This window comes from Streptomyces gobitricini, assembly GCF_039532985.1.
Classification (GTDB): Bacteria; Actinomycetota; Actinomycetes; order Streptomycetales; family Streptomycetaceae; genus Streptomyces; species Streptomyces gobitricini.
Map to the genome: position 1 here is coordinate 175,150 of NZ_BAAASR010000013.1, position 17,145 is coordinate 192,294.

The window sequence follows — 17,145 nt, forward strand, 5'->3', positions numbered from 1 at the left end:
GGTGACGACCATGGCCACGACCTTCGCCAAGGCCGAGGACCGTGTCGCGGTGAGCCACGCGGCCCGTATCGAGCACGTCTCGAAGTCCTTCGCCGGACCGACCGGACAGCAGCTCGTGCTCGACGACATCTCGCTCGATGTCGCCCCGGGCGAGTTCGTCACCCTCCTGGGGGCCTCGGGGTGCGGCAAGTCCACGCTCCTGAACCTGGTGGCGGGGCTCGACCGGCCCACGGCGGGGTCCATCGCGACCCCCGGCGGCCGGCCGGCGCTGATGTTCCAGGAGCACGCGCTGTTCCCCTGGCTGACCGCCGGCAAGAACATCGAGCTGGCGCTCCGGCTGCGCGGCGTGCCGAAGAACGACCGGCGCGGCGAGGCGGAGCGGCTGCTGGAGCTGGTGCGCCTCACCGGCGCGTACGGCAAGCGGGTGCACGAGTTGTCCGGCGGTATGCGCCAGCGGGTGGCCCTGGCCAGGGCGCTGGCCCAGGACAGCGACCTGCTGCTGATGGACGAGCCGTTCGCGGCGCTGGACGCGATCACCCGTGACGTGCTGCACGACGAGCTGACGCGCGTCTGGCGTGAGACGCGGCTGTCGGTGCTCTTCGTCACCCACAATGTGCGCGAGGCCGTGCGGCTGGCCGAGCGTGTGGTGCTGCTGTCCTCCCGGCCGGGGCGGATCGCCCGCCAGTGGAAGATCGACATCCCTCAGCCGCGACGTATCGAGGACGCCGCGGTGGCGGAGCTGTCCGTCGAGATCACCGAAGAACTGCGTAGGGAGATCCGCCGTCATGGCCAGCACTGAGACGACGACCGGGGGCGTCGCCAAGACGGACGACCTGGCCGGCCTGGAGGCGGGGCTGGACGCGCTGGAGACGGTGCAGGTGCGCAGGGCGTCGGTGCGGGAGGTCCTGGGCCGGAAGGTGCTGCCGCCCCTGGTCGCCGTCGCGCTGGTGCTGTTGGTGTGGCAGCTGCTGGTCTGGGCCCGGGTCACCGACGAGTACAAGCTCCCGCCGCCGGCCGCCGTGTGGGACAGCCTGTCCACCATGTGGCTGGAGGGCACGCTGCTGGACGTGCTGTGGACCAGTGTGTCCCGGGCGCTGCTCGGCTTCGTGATGGCGCTGGCCATCGGAACGCCGCTGGGGCTCCTGGTGGCCCGGGTGAGGTTCGTCCGGGCGGCGATCGGCCCGATCCTGTCGGGTCTGCAGTCGCTGCCGTCGGTGGCCTGGGTGGCGCCGGCCGTGCTGTGGCTGGGCCTCAACGACTCGATGATGTACGCGGTGATCCTGCTGGGTGCCGTGCCGTCGATCGCCAACGGCCTGGTGTCCGGTGTGGACCAGGTGCCGCCGCTGTACCTGCGGGCGGGCCGGACGCTCGGCGCGACCGGACTGCGGGGTGCCTGGCACATCGTGATGCCGGCCGCGCTGCCGGGGTACCTGGCGGGCCTGAAGCAGGGCTGGGCCTTCTCGTGGCGCTCCCTGATGGCCGCCGAGATCATCGCGTCCTCTCCCGAGCTGGGCCTGGGGCTCGGGCAGCTGCTGGAGAACGGGCGCAACAACATCGACATGCCGGGCATCTTCCTGGCGATCCTGCTGATCCTGATCGTCGGCATCGCCATCGACCTGTTGGTCTTCAGCCCCCTGGAGCGTGCGGTGCTGCGCCGTCGCGGTCTCCTCGTCAGGAGCTGAGCGTCCCGCCATGAACCGTCCTGTCCTGCTCGTGATCGCCCACGGCAGCCGCGACCCGCGGCACGCCGCGACCGTGCACGCCCTGGTGCGCCGGGCGGCTCGCCTGCGTCCCGGCGTACGGGTGGAGACGGCGTTCCTGGACTTCAACGTGCCGTCGGTGCCGGCCGTCCTGGAACGGCTGGTGGCCGAGGGCGTACGCGACGTGGTGGCCCTCCCGCTGCTGCTGACCCGCGCGTTCCACGCCAAGGCCGACATCCCCGCCGTCCTGCGGGAGGCCCCGCCGTCGCTGCGGATCCGGCAGGCGCCGGTCCTCGGCCCCTCGCCGCTGCTGATCGCGGCGCTGGAGCGGCGGCTGTACGAGGCGGGCCTGACGCCCGCCGACAAGCGCTCGACCGGGGTCGTCCTGGCCTCGGCGGGCTCCACCGACCCGGAGGCGATCGCAGTGATCGCTGAAATGGCGCGGGAGCTGCGGCACACCGGTTGGTGCGCCGTGCGGCCTGCGTTCGCCTCCGCATCTCTTCCCCGTACCGAGGACGTGGTGCGTGCCCTCCGCGAGGACGGGGTACGCCGGGTGGCGGTCGCGCCGTACGTGATCGCGCCGGGCCGTCTGCCGGACCGTATCGCCGAGGGTGCCGCCGGCGCGGACGTCCTGGCGGAGGTCCTGGGCCCGTCCCTTGAGCTGGCGCGCCTGCTGCTGGCGCGGTACGACGAGGCGGGTGTCGCCTTGTCCGCGGCGGCCTGAGGGCCTTCACCCCGCCGCCGCGCTCAGTCGCGGGTCAGCTCCGCCAGTTTGACGACGGTGTTCCAGTTGCGGGTGGTGGCGGTGATGTCCTTGGTGAAGGCCGGGCGTGCCAGTGCCTCGGCGAGCTTGGAGCGGCCCAGGCCTTCGGGTGCGTACAGGTACAGGGCGCGGTCGCCGAGGCGGAACTCCTCCGGGAGGAACGCGGCCTGGTCGAGGCGGGCGAACCTGTCGGGTGTGACGGCCTCGGAGAAGTAGGTGACGTGGAGCTGTCTGGGCTCCAGGCCGGCGGCGGGGAAGGGGCAGGCGTCGGCGACGGCGCGCAGGTAGGGCCCGCCGCAGACCAGGCAGTCGACGCGGAAGCCGAAGTGCTGCTCGATCGCCGCCCCGAGCTCCGCGGCCAGCGTGTCCTCGCCGGCGCCGGACGTGCTGGTGAAGGCCGCGTTGCCGCTCTGCAGGTACGTCGTGACATCGCTGTGGCCGAGTTCCGTCAGCAGCGTACGCAGCTGCGCCATCGGGACCTTCTTGTGTCCGCCGACATTGATCCCGCGCAGCAGGGCGGCGTACCTCGTCGTCATGGTCACACCATATGACGGACCGCCGCGCCCCGTGGGGGAGGGCGCGGCGGCCGCCGGTCGGGGTGCTGGGCGGGTTACTCGACGATCTTCAGCAGCTTGTTCACCGTGCCCCGGGTGGGGTTGGCGATCCTGTCGGCCGTGGCGTTGCCGGTGAGGGCCGCGGCGACCTGCTCGGGGGTGGCGTCCTGGTGGCCCGCCAGGTAGACGGCGGCGGCGCCGGCGACGTGGGGCGCCGCCATGGACGTACCGGATATGGTCCTGGTGCCCTCGTCGCTGTCGTTCCACGCCGAGGTGATGTCCGAGCCGGGCGCGTAGATGTCCACGACCGAGCCGAAGTTGGAGAAGCCGGACTGCTGGTCGTCCTTGGTGGAGGAGGCCACGGTGATGGCCTCCGGGACGCGGGCCGGGGAACTCTGCCCGGCGTCCGCCGACTCGTTGCCCGCGGCGATGGCGAAGGTGATCCCGGAGGCGATGGCCTTGCCGACGGCCGCGTCGAGGGCCGGGTCGGCCCCGCCGCCCAGGCTCATGTTGGCGACGGACGGGCCCCGGTGGTTCTTGGTGACCCAGTCGATGCCCGCGACGACCTGCTCGGTGGTGCCGGAGCCGTTGTCGTCGAGCACGCGGACGGCGACGATCCTCGCCTTCTTGGCGACACCGTGCGCGGCACCGGCGATGGTGCCGGCGACGTGCGTGCCGTGGCCGTTGCCGTCGCTCGCGTCGTCGTCGTTGTCGATCGCGTCGAACCCGGAGACGGCGCGGCCCTCGAAGTCCTTGTGCCCGACGCGTACGCCGGTGTCGATGACGTACGCGGTCACGCCCTCGCCCGCGTGGTCGGGGTAGGTGTACGTGTTGTCTCCGGCGGTGTCGGCCTGGTCGACGCGGTCGAGGCCCCAGGACGGCGGGTCGTCCTGGCTGGCGTTGATGGTGAACTTCTTGTTCTGCACCACCTTGGCGACGGCCGGGTCCGCCGCCAGGCGCCTGGCCTCGGTCTGCGAGAGGCCGTCGGCGGAGAAGCCGTTGACGGCCGAGGTGTAGTCGCGCTTGAGCGTGCCGCCGTATTCCTTGGCGAGCTCCGCCTTGTCCGCCTTCTCGTCCAGCAGGACGATGTAGCTGCCGGAGACGGCGCCTTCGGCCCCGAGGCCGTGGACCGTTCCCTCGGCGGGCGCGGGGGTGGACGCGGTGCCCGCGTGGGCCGTGCCGAAAGCGGTGAGGCCGACGACGACGGCCGTGGCGGCGACGATCCGGATTCCGGTGGCGCGCTTGAGAGTTGCCATGAAGAGGGGACTCCTCGTCATCAATTGTGTGGGGGGTTCGCCTCCGGACGGGAATTCTTCCGGGGGCTGTTCGAAACCCTGCTCGATTGACGCGCGCAGATCAAGGCCTTCACATACCCGTGACTTACTCGACAAACTTTCTCAATAACAAATCGCTCACTCAGGAAGCTTCACGGCAACGCGGCGTGGCATGGCCCAAATGGCCATGCCACGTGACGTTTCACGGCGTCCGGAATCGCCTTATGACGAGGACGGCGCCCGGAGTCCCGCCGGAAGCTCCGCCTCGATGAGGTCCGCCGCCCGCGCGGTACCGCCCTCGGCTGCCATGCCCAGCCGGATCTCCGCCGCCCGCCGGGCCACTTCGGGGTCACCGACGAGTTCCAGGACCGCCGCCCGCAGGGCGCCGGGGGTGGCGTCGGCCATGGGGAGGTGGCGGGCGACACCGAGCGAGGCGAGCATGTCGGCGTTGCCGAACTGGTCGACGGCCTGCGGGACCGCGACCATCGGCGTCCCCGTGGCCAGACCCTCCTGGCCGCCGCCCGCGCCCCCGTGCGTCACGAACGCGTCCGCCCGGCGGAGGACGGACAGTTGCGGCACCCAGCTGTGGACCTCGATGTTGCCGGGCAGTTCGCCGAGTTCGGCGGCGCCGACGTGCTTGCCGATCTGCAGCACGACGTGCCAGCCGGGCAGACCGCCGAAGGCCTCGACGCACGCGCGGTAGAAGTCCGGCTGCTTGGTGAAGGCCGATCCGAGCGAGACGAGCAGGACCTTCTCCGCACCGGCCGGCGGCTCCCACTCCCCCTGCTCGCCGCGCTCGCCCTGGCAGGCGCCGACGAAGGTGAAGACGGACTCGTCGACGCGGTCGGCGTTGGGCTGGAGGACCTTGGGGATCAGGACGACGGCCTTGCGGGGACGGGAGACGAACCGGTCGGGGTGGGTGTCGACGCCGTTCTCCGCGAGCCACGCCTCGAAGCGCGCGTAGTACGCCCTGCCCCGCTCGGACGCCTTGAGGTCGGCGAACATCGGCTCGGCGACCTCCTCCTCGTACCCCTCCCAGGGGACGAGGTTGGGCCACAGGGAGACCGCGGGCACACCCCAGCGGTGGGCGAGGACGGGGGCCGGATAGGCGGTGATGTCGTGGATCACGAGGTCGGGTTCGTCCCCGGCGAAGGCGGCCGCGAGCTGCGGCAGCACCTGGACGGCGTCGTCCAGGAACGGCTCGATGTTGTCGATCAGCTCCGTCCCCCACGCCTCCGGATCCTCGTCCGTCGGCAGCGTGGAGGTGTAGGTCACGGGCTCCGCCCCGGTCGCGGCGACCGTGTCCGCGAAGGACGCGGGGATCGCGTAGCTGACGCGGTGCTCACGGGCGACGAGCTCCCGGACGACTTCGATGCTCGGATTGACGTGCCCGTGGGCGGCTATGGAGAACATGGCGATATGGGCACGCTCGGTGGAGGTCATGTCCGGAGACTAAACAAGACGAGACGTCTCGTACAACGGAATAACGGTACGCCGCCGCCCTCCCGGCTGACAGGCGTCGGCGCCGGTAGCGGCCGAGCACCCGGTTGCCGTCCCTGACGAGGCGTTTCTCCGGCTCCGCGGCGTCGACGGCGCCCCTGGAGTACTCCTGGCACGCGGGCGTGGCGACCTCGCCCTTCCGATCGAGGCAGCCGCGCACCGGGCGGGCCAGGGCGGACCGGAGACCCGTGGCGCCGCAGGCGGCCATCACGGCGGCGAGGCGCGGCAGTGGGCGTGGGCGGCTCATCGGGCCGGGCCGACCGCCCGGATGCGAGACTTGGCCGGATCGGCAGGGATGCGGGAGGGACGGACGCGATGGACGAGGTGCGGGCGCGGGAGGTGCTGGACGCCGTCGGCCCGGCGGGCCGGGCGGGGCGGGGGGCTGCTCTGCTGGCGCTGGGCGAGAACGCCGTCTTCGCCGCCGACGACCTGGTGGTGAAGATCGGCCGGGACCCGGAGCTGCTGGAACGGGCCGAGCGGGAGGTGGCCGTGGCCTCCTGGCTGGAGGAGTCCGGCGTCCCCGCCGTACGCGCGGCCGAACCCAAGCCCCGGCTGGTGGAGGGTCATCCGGTCACGGTGTGGCATCGGCTCCCCGATGCCGTGCGCCCGCCGGAGCCCCGGGACCTCGCCCCGCTGCTGCGCCGGGTCCACGCGCTGCCGGAGCCGCCCTTCCCGCTGCCGCCGCGTGACCTGCTGGGTGGCGTGGAGCGCTGGCTGCGGCTCGCGGGCGACGCGGTCGCCCCGGCGGACGCGGCGTTCCTGCGCGAGCGCCGCGACGGCTTCGCCGAGGCGGCGGCCGCGCTCACCCCGCGTCTGGTGCCCGGCCCGATCCACGGGGACGCGCTGCCGCGCAATGTGCATGTCGGCCCGGACGGCCCGGTGCTGGTCGACCTGGAGACGTTCTCGACGGACCTGCGCGAGCACGACCTGGTGGTCCTCGCGCTCTCCCGGGACCGCTACGGCCTGGACCCGGCGGCCCATGACGCGTTCACCGAGGCGTACGGCTGGGACGTGCGCGAGTGGGAGGGCTGCGACGTGCTGCGCGGCGCCCGGGAGACGGCGAGCTGCGCCTGGGTTGCCCAGCACGCCCCGTCGAACCCCAACGCCCTGGCCGAGTTCCGCCGCCGGGTGGCATCCCTGCGGGACGGCGACCCGCGGGTCCGGTGGTATCCGTTCTGACTCGGCACCGGGCGGGTGGGTCGGCACGGACGGAGGGGGGCGGCACCGTCGGCGCGCCGGAACGCCGGCCGAGAACGCGGACCGGGGCGGACGGGTGGGCGGACGGGTCGGAGCACGGGGTGGGCGCGCGGGCGTGTGCGCCGAAGGGGCCCGGCCCGGCGTGACGGCCCGGCCGTGACGGCCCGGCCCAGGCGCGGTGGTTCAGCCCGCCGCCGGCGCGGCCGTCGGCGCGAGCCCCCGCAGCGGCCAGGCCGGGTCTATGACGGCGTCCGGAGTGCCCTTGCGTCGCAGGAAGTTCTGGAAGTCCGCCGCCCACCGCGCGTGCCACACCACCTGCCGCTGGTGCAGCTCCACCGGGGTCAGCGCCGCCACCGAGGCGTGCCGTTCCGCTATCGCACAGGCCACCAGCACCGCCGCCAGCGCGTCGGCGGCCGCCTGATGGGCTCCGTCGAGCACCACGCCGTACTCCTCGCAGACCGCCTCCAGGTTCCGCTTGCCCCGGCGGTACCGGTCGACGGCGCGGTCGATGGTGTAGGGGTCGACGACCGGGCCGACCGGCGCGCCGTCCATCCGCTCGCTCAGGTCCGGCAGCCCGTGCCGCCGCAACTCGGCACTGAGCAGGGTCAGATCGAAGGCGGCGTTGTACGCCACGACGGGCACGCCGCGGACCCAGTGCTCCACGAGGATGTCGGCGAGCTCGTCCGCGACCTCGCGGACCGGGCGGCCCTCCGCCATGGCCCGCTCGTTGCTGATCCCGTGGATCGCCGTGGCCTGGGCGGGGATCCTGATGCCCGGATCGGCCAGCCACTCGCGGCGTACCGCCGTCCGGCCGCCCCGCACCTCCACGACCGCGGCCGTCACGATGCGCGCTTCCAGCGGCTCCGTGCCGGTCGTCTCCAGATCGAAGCCGACGAGCGTCTCCCCGTGCCAGCCCATGCTGCCCCTCCTCGCGATGCTGTGGTGCGCCCCCATGCGGTGCACTCCCCCTGTGGGTCTTCACACTCCCACGCACCACTGACAACGCCGCTCGGATCCCGCTCTCACGAGACCGGACGGGAATCGGCCCAGACCGACTCGAACTCCTCGCGGTAGGTCTCGAACAGGCCGTGATCGCTCTCGGCTCCGGCCGTGACGACCGGTCGCCTGCCACCGCGCAGCACCAGCACCGGCACCTCCATGCCACGGGCCCGGCGCAGGTAGGACTGGACGACACCCACCCCGTCGGGCCCGTCGCCGTCGACGAGGTACGCGGTGAAGCGCGGCGTCTCGTCGAAGACCTGGATCTCGAAGGCGCCCGGATCCCGCAGCTTCGAGCGCACGCGCCGCATGTGGAGGATGTTCATCTCCACCGAACGGCTCAACTCGCCCTTCCTGATCCCCAGTTCCCTTTCGCGCCGTTTGACGGCGCTGCTCGCCGGGTTCAGGAACAGCAGGCGTATCCGGCAACCGGACTCCGCGAGCCGCACCAGCCGCCGCCCGGAGAAATTCTGCACGAGGAGGTTGAGTCCTATGCCGATCGCGTCGAGGCGCCGCGCCCCGCCGAAGAGGTCCTCGGCCGGCAGCTGTCGCTGCAGCCGCACCCGGTCGGGGTGGACGGAGACGACGTCGGCGTACCGGTCGCCGACGAGGTCCTCCACCGCGTCGACCGGCAGCCGGTGCGCGGAGGGCGCGCCCCCGCCGCCACCGAGGATCTCCAGCAGCCTGGCGGAGGCGCGTTCGGACTGGTCCAGCACGGTGCGTGAGAGCGCCCGGTTGCGCGAGACCACATTCCGGGTCACCTCGAGCTCGTCCAGGGCGAGCTCCACCTCGCGCCGGTCGTCGAAGTAGGGCTCGAAGCAGGGCCAGTGCTGGACCATCAGCTCCCGCAGCTGGGGCAGCGTGAGGAAGCTGAGCACGTTGTCGTCGGCGGGGTCCAGGAGGTAGCCCTTGCGGCGTGAGACCTCACGGACGGCGACCGCGCGCTGCACCCACTCCTGCCCCGCGGGCCCGGCCGCCGCCACCACCCAGTCGTCGCCGTGCACCGGCTCGTACACGGGCCGCAGGACGGCGGCCACCACGGCGCGCAGCCGCTGTTCGACAAGATTCAGCCAGATATAGGCGCGGCCTGCGCGCTGAGCCCGGGTCCGTACCTCGCTCCAGGCCTCCGCGCCCCAGTCCAGTTCCGCACCGATCTCCATCGGCCGGGCGAGTGAGACCGCTCCGGGCGGGACATCAGCGGGGTCAGTGGAGTCCCCCTCATGACCTGAGTCACCTGGGGGAAGCTCCAGCCCTCCCGAGCTCACCCGCGCACCGCCTTCTGCTCCTGGACGCCCGTCTCCAACGATCAAGGAAGGGTACTCCGCGAGCGCGAGGCGGTGCAGCCCGATCCACAGGCTCCTTTCCCAACGGCCATGATTCTTCCGGTTGTTCCCCGCCATGGGAGGGAGCGGAGTGAGCGGATTCATAATGGTGGGGCGGGCGGGCCCGGGGCCGGTCACCCTTCGCCGGGCGGCGGGCCGGGGACGCGTCGCCCCCGCTCCGGCGCGGGCGACGCCCGGGAACGCGAAGTTGACCCGGGCAACCGGTGACCGTCCACCATCACCCGATGATGTGTCGATCTGACAAATCAGGCCCGGTGAGCGATTTCCGGCCACTGCGCTCCTCGCGCCCCCCGGTCACCCGGTAGGACCGGCCGAAGTCCTAGGAGCTCGCGCCACTTTCGGGGAGGATTCTGGCTCAAGTAACCCCCATCAGCCGGATCAGAAGTGGAAGAGTCTTATCTATGCAGGTCTGGCCGGGACAGGCGTATCCGCTCGGCGCCACGTACGACGGCGCCGGAACCAACTTCGCGGTCTTCTCGGAGGCCGCCGACCGAATCGAGCTGTGTCTGCTCCACGACGACGGCTCGGAGACCGCGGTGGAGCTGCGCGAGTCCGACGCGTTCGTACGGCACGCGTACCTGCCCGGCGTGATGCCGGGCCAGCGGTACGGGTTCCGGGTCCACGGACCGTACGCGCCGGAGCAGGGACAGCGCTGCAACTCCGCGAAGCTGCTGCTCGATCCGTACGCGCGGGCGGTCGCCGGCGCCATCGACTGGGGAGAGGCGGTGTACGGCTACCACTTCGGCAAGCCGGACTCCCGCAACGACCTGGACTCGGCGCCGCACACGATGACGTCCGTGGTCGTCAACCCCTACTTCGACTGGGGTGACGACCGGCCGCCGCGTACCGACTACCACCGGACGGTGATCTACGAGGCCCATGTGAAGGGCCTGACGATGCTCCACCCGGCCCTGCCGGAGGAGTTGCGCGGCACCTACGCCGGGCTGGCCCACCCCGCCGTGATCGAGCACCTGACCGAACTGGGGGTGACGGCGCTCGAATTGATGCCCGTCCACCAGTTCGTCAACGACCACCGGCTCGTGGACTCGGGGATGTCCAACTACTGGGGCTACAACACCATCGGCTTCTTCGCCCCGCACAACACGTACGCCTCCTGGGGCGACCGCGGTCAGCAGGTGCTGGAGTTCAAGTCGGCGGTGCGCGCCCTGCACCAGGCGGGCATCGAGGTGATCCTGGACGTGGTGTACAACCACACGGCCGAGGGCAACCACCTGGGCCCGACGCTCTCCTTCCGGGGTCTGGACAACCCCTCGTACTACCGGCTCGTCGAGGACAACCCGCGGTACTACATGGACACCACCGGCACCGGGAACTCGCTCCTGATGCGCTCGCCGCACGTGCTCCAGCTGATCATGGACTCGCTGCGGTACTGGGTGACGGAGATGCACGTCGACGGGTTCCGGTTCGACCTGGCGGCGACGCTGGCACGCCAGTTCCACGAGGTGGACCGCCTGTCGTCGTTCTTCGACCTGGTGCAGCAGGACCCGGTGGTCAGCCAGGTCAAGCTGATCGCCGAGCCGTGGGACGTCGGCGAGGGCGGGTACCAGGTGGGCAACTTCCCGCCCCTGTGGACCGAGTGGAACGGCAAGTACCGCGACACGGTGCGGGACCTGTGGCGGGGCGAGCCGCGCACCCTCGCCGAGTTCGCCTCGAGGCTGACGGGTTCGTCGGACCTCTACCAGGACGACGGGCGGCGCCCGCTCGCCTCGGTGAACTTCGTGACCTGCCACGACGGCTTCACGCTGCGCGATCTCGTGTCGTACAACGACAAGCACAACGACGCGAACGGCGAGGGGAACCGGGACGGTGAGAGCCACAACCGCTCCTGGAACTGCGGGGCCGAGGGCGACACCGACGACGAACAGGTCACGGAGGTGCGGCTGCGCCAGATGCGCAACTTCATCGCCACGCTGATGCTGTCCCAGGGCGTGCCGATGCTCAGCCACGGCGACGAGTTCGGGCGTACGCAGGGCGGCAACAACAACGCGTACTGCCAGGACAACGAGGTCGCCTGGGTGCACTGGCCGGACGAGGACTCCGAGGAGGCCCGGTCCCTGCTCCGGTTCACCCGTTCGATGGTGTGGCTCCGGCGCGACCACCCGGTCTTCCGGCGGCGGCGCTTCTTCCACGGACGGCCGGTCGAGGGAACGCACGACGAGCTGTCGGACATCAACTGGTTCACCCCTGAGGGTGATGAGATGACCGCACGGGACTGGCAGGCGGCCCACGCCAAAGCCCTGTCCGTGTTCCTGAACGGCAGCGCGATCTCCGAGCCGGGCCCGCGCGGGGAGCGGATCGGGGACGACTCGTTCCTGCTGATGTTCAACGCGAGCGCGGAGGACCTGGAGTTCGTGGTGCCGGTCAACCACGGCCGCCAGTGGCAGGTGGTGGTGGACACGGCCGTCCCCGAGGGCGTCGAACCCGGACAGGGGGCGAAGGTCGCGGCCGGCGACCGGCTCACCCTGATCGGCCGCAGCCTGACGGTCCTCCGGCGCCCCGCCTAGGAGGCATCACGGGGAGCCGGGGCCGAGGGGCCCCGTCCGGCCGCGGCGGGGCCGGGCGGTCCTTCCGGGCCCGGGCGGACGGCCCGGAAGGACGGGTCCGGTATGCCTCTTGTGGGGGCGCGTCCCGGGCACACGCCAGGAGCTCCCCGACGGCCGGCGGCCCGCCGCCCGCGGGCCGCGCCCGGCGGACGGGACCCAGCCCCGCGGACGGCTTCGGGACGGGGCCCCGGGCGGGCCCTGGGCGGGGGCCCCGGGACCGGGCGGAACGTGCCCTTCGGGCGTAAATCGCATCACCCGATGACACAGAAGCCGCCCAAGCGGGTACGTACGTTCGCATGACGCCCAACTCGACCTATCGGCTCCAGATCCAGCCGGACTTCCCCTTCTCGGCCGCCGGGGAAGCGGTGCCGTACCTCGCCTCGCTCGGGGTATCGCATCTGCATCTGTCACCGGTCCTTGAGGCGGTCCCCGGCTCCACGCACGGGTACGACGTCACCGACCACGGCCGGGTGCGGGAGGAACTGGGCGGCGAGGACGGCCTGCGGGCCCTCGCGCGTACCGCCCGGTCGCACGGCCTGGGCCTGGTGGTGGACCTGGTGCCCAACCACATGGCGGCGGCCCCCCGCCACAACCGGGCACTGTGGGAGGTGCTCCGCGACGGCCCCTCGTCCGCGTACGCCCGCTGGTTCGACATCGACTGGACGGCGGGCGGCGGGAAGGTGCTGCTGCCGGTCCTGGCGGGCCGGATCGGCGACGAGCTGGCCGGCATGCGGGTGGAGGGCGGGACGCTGCGCTACGGCGAGCAGGAGTTCCCGCTGCGGCCCGGCACGGAGGGACTCGCCCTGCCGGAACTGCTGGACGCCCAGTGGTACCGGCTGGGGTGGTGGCGGCTGGCCCGTACGGAGCTGAACTACCGGAGGTTCTTCACCATCTCCGACCTCATCGGGGTGCGGGTGGAGGAGCCGGAGGTCTTCGAGGCGACCCATGCGAAGGTCGTGGAGCTGATCCGGGACGGTGTGGTCGAGGGGTTGCGGATCGACCACCCGGACGGGCTCGCGGACCCCGAGGCGTACCTCCGCCGGCTGCGGCGGGCCACGGGTGAGGGCTGCTGGATCGTCGTGGAGAAGATCCTCACCGGAGAGGAACGGCTGCCCGGACGGTGGCCGGTCGCGGGGACGACCGGCTACGACGCGCTTCGGCGCGTCGACGGGCTGTTCGTGGACGAGGCGGGCGCGGCGGAGCTGGCCGAGGGGTACCGGCGGTTCGCGGGCCCCGCCGGGGACCGGGGCGGCCACTGGGAGGCGACGGCGCGCCGGGCCGCGTACAAGGTGGTGACGCACCAGCTGGCCTCGGAGGTCGCGTACCTGACCAGGGTGGCGGCGGCCGTCTGCGCCACGGACCCGGCGCTGCGCGACCACGCGCCGTGGGCGCTGCGCGCGGCGGTCCGGGAGCTGCTGATCCGGGTGCCGGTCTACCGCCCGTACGGGACCGGCGCGGAGGACGTACTGACGGCGGGGGCGGCCGAGGAGGCGAAGGCCACGTTCGTGGTCCCGGAGGAGGCGTCGGCCGTCGACGTGGTCCGGGGCCTGGCGCTGGGGCGGCTCGGGGACGGGCCGGATCACAGGGCGTTCCTGACCCGGTTCGCGCAGACCTCGTCGGCGCTACGGGCCAAGTCCGTCGAGGACACGGCGTTCTACCGGTACACGCCGCTGGTCTCGGCGAACGAGGTGGGCGGCGAGCCCGGGGAGCCGGCGGTGGCCCCGGCGGAGTTCCACGCGTACTGCGAGCGGCTGGCCCGCGACTGGCCCGCCACCGGCACGGTGCTGTCGACGCACGACACCAAGCGCAGCGCCGACGTGCGGGCCCGGATCGCGGTCCTGTCGGAGTGCCCGCAGCGGTGGACGAAGCTGCTGGACGACGTGGCCCGGACGCCCGCGCCGGACGGTCAGGTGGCGTGGACGGCGTGGCAGACGGCGATGGGCCTCGGGTACCCCCACGGGGACCGGCTGGCCCCGGCGGTGCTGAAGGCGGTACGGGAGGCGGGGCTGCGCACCAGTTGGACGGAGCCGGACCCGGCGTACGAACAGGCGGTGCTGGACTTCGTGGAGGCGGGGCCCGCCGGCGCGGACCTCCACACGGTCTCCCTGCTGGCCCGCGAGCTGGACCCGTACGTACGGGCGAACACGCTGGGCGCGGCGCTGCTGCACCTCACCATGCCGGGCGTACCGGACCTGTACCAGGAGACGGAGCGGGTGTACCTGGCGCTGGTCGACCCGGACAACCGGCGGCCGTTCCGCGAGGGGCCGCCCGACGAGAAGACCGCCGTCACGCGCGCGGCGCTGCGGCTCCGGCGGCGGTACCCGGAGGTGTTCGGCGCGTCGGGGACGTATCAGCCGCTCACGGCGAGCGGCCCGGCCGCCGGGCACTGCGTGGCGTTCTGCCGCTCCGGGGAGACGGTCACGGCGGTCACCCGGCTGTCGCTGCGGCTGGCGGAGAGCGGCGGATGGGGCGACACCTCGCTGACGCTGCCGGAGGGGCGGTGGTTCGACGCCGTGGAGAGGGGGCGCGAGTTCCGGGGCGGGGAGGCGGTGCCCCTGGCGGACCTGTTCGCGGCGCGACCGGTGGCCCTGCTCAGCCGCCGTCCCGTACCGGAGGAGGACGGGACCGGGTGAGTCAGCGGGCCGAGAGCCGGAAACCCATCCGGCCGAAGGCCACCATGTCACCGGCTTGGACGACGACCGAGCCGGTGACCCGCTGCCCGTTGACGGCGGTGCCGTTGGTGGAGCCGAGGTCGCGCAGCACCCACAGCCCGTCCTGGAGGCTGAGTTCGGCGTGTTGGCGGGAGACCGTCTCATGACTGAGCCGCAGCCCGTTGGCCGGGTCCCGCCCTATGCGCAGGGGGTACGGTCCGGGCTCCGGCAGCAGCAGCTTCGGCAGCCGCTCGGCCTGCCACGCCCGCCGCAGCCGCACATGGAACGCGGACACCCGTTCGACCGCGCCGAACAGCCGCTTCGACCAGCGCCCCTCGGTGCGCAGGTCCGCGGTGAGGGCCGCCAGCTCGTCGGGGCGGCGGGCGACCAGGGCGAGTTCCATGCGCCGCAGGAACGTGTCGTGCGACAACTTGCCCTGTGCGACGCCTTCCCTCAGCAACCCCAGGGCACGGTCCCGTTCGGCGTCGGAGAGCCGAGCGGGGTACGTGTGGGGCTCGAAAGCGGACGTCACAGACGTGATTGTCGGTCCCGGCGGGCCGGAGTGTCCAGACGGGCCCCGTTGTCGGACCCCGTTGGTACGGTCTTGGTACGTGATCAGCGGGGGCTTCGCACGAGGTGTGACGTACGGGTTCCGTTCGGCCGAGTGCCGTGCTTCCCGATCTCGGTCTTGCCAGGATTGGGGCGTTACGACGACGAGGGGATCACCAGTGCTGTTCGAGGTGTGGGCACCGCAGGCAGAGGAACGGGTCGAGCTCCAACTCCATGACGCGGCGCACCCCTTGGTGCGCGACCCGGAGCGGGACGGCTGGTGGGTGGCCGAAGTGGAGGCCGGTGACGGCGCACGGTACGGGTACGCGCTGGACGGCGGCCCGGCGCTGCCCGACCCGCGGTCACGGCGCCAGCCGGACGGACCGGACGGGCCGAGCGCGGTCGTGGACCACGCGGTGTACGACTGGCGGCACGAGCCCCCGGCGCGCGGGCTGCGCGGCGCCGTGCTGTACGAGATGCACGTCGGTACGTACACGCCCGAGGGCACCCTGGACGCCGCGGCCGCCCGGCTGGACCACCTGGTGGAGCTGGGCGTCACCCACGTGGAGCTGATGCCGCTGTGCCCCTTCCCCGGCAGACACGGGTGGGGGTACGAGGGAGTGTCGCTGTGGGCGGTGCACGAGCCGTACGGCGGCCCGGAGGCGCTGAAGCGCTTCGTCGACACGGCACACGGCCTCGGCCTGGGCGTGGTGCTGGACGTGGTCCACAACCACCTGGGCCCGTCCGGGAACTACCTCCCGGCCTTCGGCCCGTACTTCACCGACACCCACCACACCCCATGGGGCGCCGCCGTCAACCTGGACGCGCCCGGTTCGGACGAGGTGCGGGCCTTCCTGCTGGGCAGCGCGCTGGCCTGGCTGCGCGACTACCGGATCGACGGGCTCCGGCTGGACGCCGTGCACGCGCTGGCCGACACACGGGCCCTGACGTTTCTGGAGGAGTTGTCGGCGGCCGTGGACCGGCTGGCCGCCGAGCAGGGCCGGGAGCTGTTCCTGATCGCCGAGTCGGACCTGGCCGACCCGCGCACCACGACACCGCGCGCGGAGGGCGGCCTGGGTCTGCACGCCCAGTGGAACGACGATCTCCACCACGCCCTGCACACCGCCCTGACCGGCGAATCGCAGGGCTACTACGCCGACTTCGCACGCGCTCCGCTGGCCGCCCTGGCCAAGACCCTGGGCCACGTCTTCTTCCACGACGGTACGTACTCGACCTTCCGCGGCCGTACGCACGGCCGGCCGGTGGACCGGTCGAGGACCCCGGCGCACCGATTCCTGGGCTATGCCCAGACCCATGACCAGGTCGGTAACCGGGCCACCGGCGACCGGCTCTCGGCGTCCTGCTCCCCCGGGCTGCTGGCGTGCGCGGCGGCCGTAGTGCTGACCGGTCCGTCCACGCCGATGCTCTTCATGGGCGAGGAGTGGGGAGCGAGCACCCCGTGGCAGTTCTTCACCGACCACACGGACCCGCACCTGGCCGAGGCGGTGCGCGACGGCCGGAGGCGGGAGTTCGCCGAGCACGGCTGGGCGGCGGAGGACGTTCCCGACCCGCAGGACCCGGCCACCCGGGACCGGTCCTGCCTCGACTGGGCGGAGCGTGACCGGCAGCCGCACGCCCGGCTGCTCGCCTGGCACCGGGAGCTGATCGCGCTGCGCGCCTCGCAGCCGGACCTGACCGACCCGGACCTGGCCGCGGTGCGGGTGGCGTTCGACGAGGACGCCCGCTGGCTGGCGTACCGGCGCGGGGACCTGCGGGTGGCGGTGAACTTCGCCAAGGAGCCCGTCCTGGTCCCGCTCGGCAGCCGGGGGCGGGTCGTGGCGGCCTGGGAGCCGGTGGAGATGCCGAACGGGGACGGGCTGATGACCCTTCCCCCGGAGTCGTGCGTGGTGCTGGCGGACGTCTAGGGCGTCTTTTCGGGGCGGGCCGGGCCGGGGAGCGGTCCGCCGCGGTAGTGGCTGACGCCCCTGTGGTGCGTGCGGAGGCGAGGCGGGGAGGAGGGAGCCGCCGCGTGGGGCGCCTCCGTGGCCGAA

General features: G+C 72.6%; 13 protein-coding genes. 7 read left to right on the forward strand and 6 right to left on the reverse strand.

Translation table 11 applies throughout. The annotated features are described in order from the left end of the window. Positions 1-10: 10 nt before the first annotated feature. From ABD347_RS10485 to ABD347_RS10495, 3 genes are read left to right on the forward strand one after another with little or no spacing between them, the layout of a single operon-like run. Positions 11-799, forward strand: coding sequence for an ABC transporter ATP-binding protein (locus ABD347_RS10485; protein ID WP_344359411.1), 789 nt, complete (start codon positions 11-13; stop codon positions 797-799). Beyond that, positions 786-1,682, forward strand: coding sequence for an ABC transporter permease (locus ABD347_RS10490; protein WP_344359414.1), 897 nt, complete (start codon positions 786-788; stop codon positions 1,680-1,682). The genes ABD347_RS10485 and ABD347_RS10490 overlap by 14 nt, the downstream gene beginning before the upstream one ends. Before the next feature lie 10 nt (positions 1,683-1,692). Then, on the forward strand, positions 1,693-2,424 hold the full coding sequence (locus ABD347_RS10495) for a sirohydrochlorin chelatase (RefSeq protein WP_344359417.1): 732 nt from the start codon (positions 1,693-1,695) through the stop codon (positions 2,422-2,424). 23 nt (positions 2,425-2,447) lie between these two features. On the opposite strand, the gene ABD347_RS10500 is transcribed toward ABD347_RS10495, so the two are convergent. The 3 genes from ABD347_RS10500 to mgt form a co-directional block, all read right to left on the reverse strand. Beyond that, entirely contained in the window at positions 2,448-2,999 is a 552-nt protein-coding gene (locus ABD347_RS10500; protein WP_344359419.1) for a DUF1697 domain-containing protein, read from the reverse strand. 74 nt (positions 3,000-3,073) lie between these two features. After that, entirely contained in the window at positions 3,074-4,273 is a 1,200-nt protein-coding gene (locus ABD347_RS10505; RefSeq protein WP_344359422.1) for a S8 family peptidase, read from the reverse strand. Between the two features lie 240 nt (positions 4,274-4,513). Then, complete coding sequence (gene mgt, locus ABD347_RS10510; RefSeq protein ID WP_344359425.1) at positions 4,514-5,734, reverse strand: macrolide-inactivating glycosyltransferase; 1,221 nt, start codon at positions 5,732-5,734, stop codon at positions 4,514-4,516. 372 nt (positions 5,735-6,106) lie between these two features. On the opposite strand from mgt, the gene ABD347_RS10515 reads away from it, so the two are divergent. Beyond that, entirely contained in the window at positions 6,107-6,970 is an 864-nt protein-coding gene (locus tag ABD347_RS10515) for a phosphotransferase enzyme family protein (protein WP_344359427.1), read from the forward strand. A gap of 201 nt (positions 6,971-7,171) precedes the next feature. Here ABD347_RS10515 and ABD347_RS10520 read toward each other — a convergent pair whose 3' ends face one another. Together ABD347_RS10520 and ABD347_RS10525 are read right to left on the reverse strand one after the other, a co-directional pair. Beyond that, positions 7,172-7,906, reverse strand: a complete 735-nt coding sequence (locus tag ABD347_RS10520) for a 3'-5' exonuclease (protein WP_344359430.1) — start codon at positions 7,904-7,906, stop codon at positions 7,172-7,174. A 104-nt stretch (positions 7,907-8,010) separates the two neighbouring features. Beyond that, positions 8,011-9,252 carry an SAV2148 family HEPN domain-containing protein gene (locus ABD347_RS10525; protein ID WP_344359432.1) on the reverse strand — a complete coding sequence of 414 codons (1,242 nt, stop codon included), beginning with the start codon at positions 9,250-9,252 and terminating at the stop codon, positions 8,011-8,013. 479 nt (positions 9,253-9,731) lie between these two features. Between ABD347_RS10525 and glgX the strand changes: the two genes are divergently transcribed. Both glgX and treY read left to right on the forward strand, forming a co-directional pair. Beyond that, positions 9,732-11,855: a glycogen debranching protein GlgX gene (glgX, locus tag ABD347_RS10530; protein WP_344359434.1), complete on the forward strand. Its 2,124-nt coding sequence runs from the start codon at positions 9,732-9,734 to the stop codon at positions 11,853-11,855. 335 nt (positions 11,856-12,190) lie between these two features. Further along, the gene (gene treY / locus ABD347_RS10535; RefSeq protein ID WP_344359437.1) at positions 12,191-14,527 is read left to right on the forward strand and encodes a malto-oligosyltrehalose synthase; all 2,337 of its coding nucleotides are present in this window, start codon (positions 12,191-12,193) and stop codon (positions 14,525-14,527) included. Position 14,528: 1 nt separating this feature from the next. On the opposite strand, the gene ABD347_RS10540 is transcribed toward treY, so the two are convergent. Next, on the reverse strand, positions 14,529-15,077 hold the full coding sequence (locus ABD347_RS10540; protein WP_344359440.1) for a DUF1707 and FHA domain-containing protein: 549 nt from the start codon (positions 15,075-15,077) through the stop codon (positions 14,529-14,531). A gap of 196 nt (positions 15,078-15,273) precedes the next feature. Between ABD347_RS10540 and treZ the strand changes: the two genes are divergently transcribed. After that, complete coding sequence (gene treZ / locus ABD347_RS10545; protein ID WP_344359442.1) at positions 15,274-17,019, forward strand: malto-oligosyltrehalose trehalohydrolase; 1,746 nt, start codon at positions 15,274-15,276, stop codon at positions 17,017-17,019. Positions 17,020-17,145: the final 126 nt, after the last annotated feature.

Coding starts and splice junctions, on each gene's coding strand:
- ABD347_RS10500 (WP_344359419.1), bottom strand. CDS start 2,999: ATGACGACGAGGTACGCCGCCCTGCTGCGCGGGATCAATGTCGGCGGA.
- glgX (WP_344359434.1), top strand. CDS start 9,732: ATGCAGGTCTGGCCGGGACAGGCGTATCCGCTCGGCGCCACGTACGAC.
- ABD347_RS10495 (WP_344359417.1), top strand. CDS start 1,693: ATGAACCGTCCTGTCCTGCTCGTGATCGCCCACGGCAGCCGCGACCCG.
- treY (WP_344359437.1), top strand. CDS start 12,191: ATGACGCCCAACTCGACCTATCGGCTCCAGATCCAGCCGGACTTCCCC.
- ABD347_RS10520 (WP_344359430.1), bottom strand. CDS start 7,906: ATGGGCTGGCACGGGGAGACGCTCGTCGGCTTCGATCTGGAGACGACC.
- ABD347_RS10515 (WP_344359427.1), top strand. CDS start 6,107: ATGGACGAGGTGCGGGCGCGGGAGGTGCTGGACGCCGTCGGCCCGGCG.
- ABD347_RS10505 (WP_344359422.1), bottom strand. CDS start 4,273: ATGGCAACTCTCAAGCGCGCCACCGGAATCCGGATCGTCGCCGCCACG.
- ABD347_RS10490 (WP_344359414.1), top strand. CDS start 786: ATGGCCAGCACTGAGACGACGACCGGGGGCGTCGCCAAGACGGACGAC.
- mgt (WP_344359425.1), bottom strand. CDS start 5,734: ATGACCTCCACCGAGCGTGCCCATATCGCCATGTTCTCCATAGCCGCC.
- ABD347_RS10485 (WP_344359411.1), top strand. CDS start 11: ATGGCCACGACCTTCGCCAAGGCCGAGGACCGTGTCGCGGTGAGCCAC.